The organism is Paraburkholderia sp., assembly GCF_036488505.1.
Lineage (GTDB): Bacteria > Pseudomonadota > Gammaproteobacteria > Burkholderiales > Burkholderiaceae > Paraburkholderia.
Genome location: NZ_DASXHN010000371.1, coordinates 1 through 1,596 on the forward strand (window position 1 = coordinate 1; position 1,596 = coordinate 1,596).

Sequence of the window (1,596 nt, forward strand, 5' to 3'; positions counted from 1 at the left end):
GTGCTCTTCGAAGACCTCGTTGAAGACCGTCACCACGCACTGGCCGGTGCCGTCGTCGAGCAGCGCGATCAGCATCTTGCCGCGCTGAGTCATCTGCGTGCGCAGCGACACGATCACGCCCGCGACCAGCTTGTCGCGCCCTTCTTTCAACTCGCCGATCTTCTGGCGCACGAAGCGGCGCACTTCGTCCTTGTACGCATCGAACAGATGGCCCGACAGGTAGAAGCCCAGCGCGGCCTTTTCTTCCTGGAGCTTCCTCATTTCCGGCCATTCCGGTTCGTCGACGAGCTCGTGACCTTGCAACGGCGCGTCGCCCATATCGAACAGACCCGCCTGCAGCGCATTGGCCGCCGCCTGCTCGGCCGCTTCCATCGCGAGCGACACCGACGCGATCAGCTGCGCGCGATTTGCGTGCAGCGCGTCGAACGCGCCGGCGCGGATCAATGCCTCGACCGTGCGGCGATTGACGATGCGCCGGTCGACGCGATTGCAGAAATCGAAAATATCGACAAACGGACCGGCCTCGCGCGCGCGCAGGATTTCCTCGATCGCGTTCTGGCCGCTGCCCTTGATCGCGCCCAGACCGTAACGGATCGTGCGCGAGCGCTTGCCGTCGGCTTGCGCGACCGGCTCGAAACGGTACGCGGACAGATTCACGTCGGGCGGCAGCACGTCCATCTTGTTCGCGAGGCAGTCTTCGAACAGGATCTTGACCTTGTCCGTGTCGTCCATCGCGAGCGACATGTTGGCCGCCATGAATTCGGCCGGATGGTGCGCCTTCAGCCACGCGGTGTAATAGGCGAGCAGCGCGTAAGCGGCCGCATGCGATTTGTTGAAACCGTAGCCCGCGAACTTTTCCATCAGGTCGAACGTTTCGTCCGCCTTCTCGCGCGTGAGGCCGTTTTTGGCCGCGCCTTCCGCGAAAATTTCGCGGTGCTTCGCCATTTCCTCGGGCTTTTTCTTACCCATCGCGCGGCGCAGCAGGTCGGCGCCGCCCAGCGAATAGCCGCCGATGATCTGCGCCATCTGCATCACCTGTTCCTGGTAGACCATGATGCCGTAGGTCTCTTTCAGAACCGGCTCGACGCGCGGATCGGGATACTCGACCGTTTCGCGGCCGTGCTTACGCGCGCAGAAGCTCGGGATCAGGTCCATCGGGCCCGGACGGTACAACGCAACGAGCGCGATGATGTCTTCGAAGCGGTCGGGCTGCGCGTCCTTCAGCATGCCTTGCATGCCGCGGCTTTCCAGCTGGAACACGGCAACCGTATTCGCTTTCTTCAGGATCGAGAACGACGCCGGGTCGTCGAGCGGCACCTGGCCGAGCGACCAGTCCTGCTTGGACGGATCGAGGCGGCGGATATAGCGCTCGGCCCAATCCAGAATGGTCAGCGTGGTCAGGCCGAGAAAGTCGAACTTCACGAGGCCGACCGCTTCGACGTCGTCCTTGTCGTACTGGCTGACGACGCCGCTCTCGTCGCCCTGCGTGTAGAGCGGACAGAAATCGGTCAGCTTGCCGGGCGCAATCAGCACGCCGCCCGCGTGCATACCGACGTTGCGCGTGAGCCCTTCCACGCGCTGCGCGAGTTCGAGCAG

At 63.5% G+C, this 1,596-nt stretch carries 1 protein-coding gene; it reads right to left on the reverse strand.

The features are described 5' to 3' along the window. The coding region (gene dnaE / locus VGH68_RS21795; protein WP_331605781.1) for a DNA polymerase III subunit alpha at window positions 1-1,596 on the reverse strand (1,596 nt) is incomplete at both ends.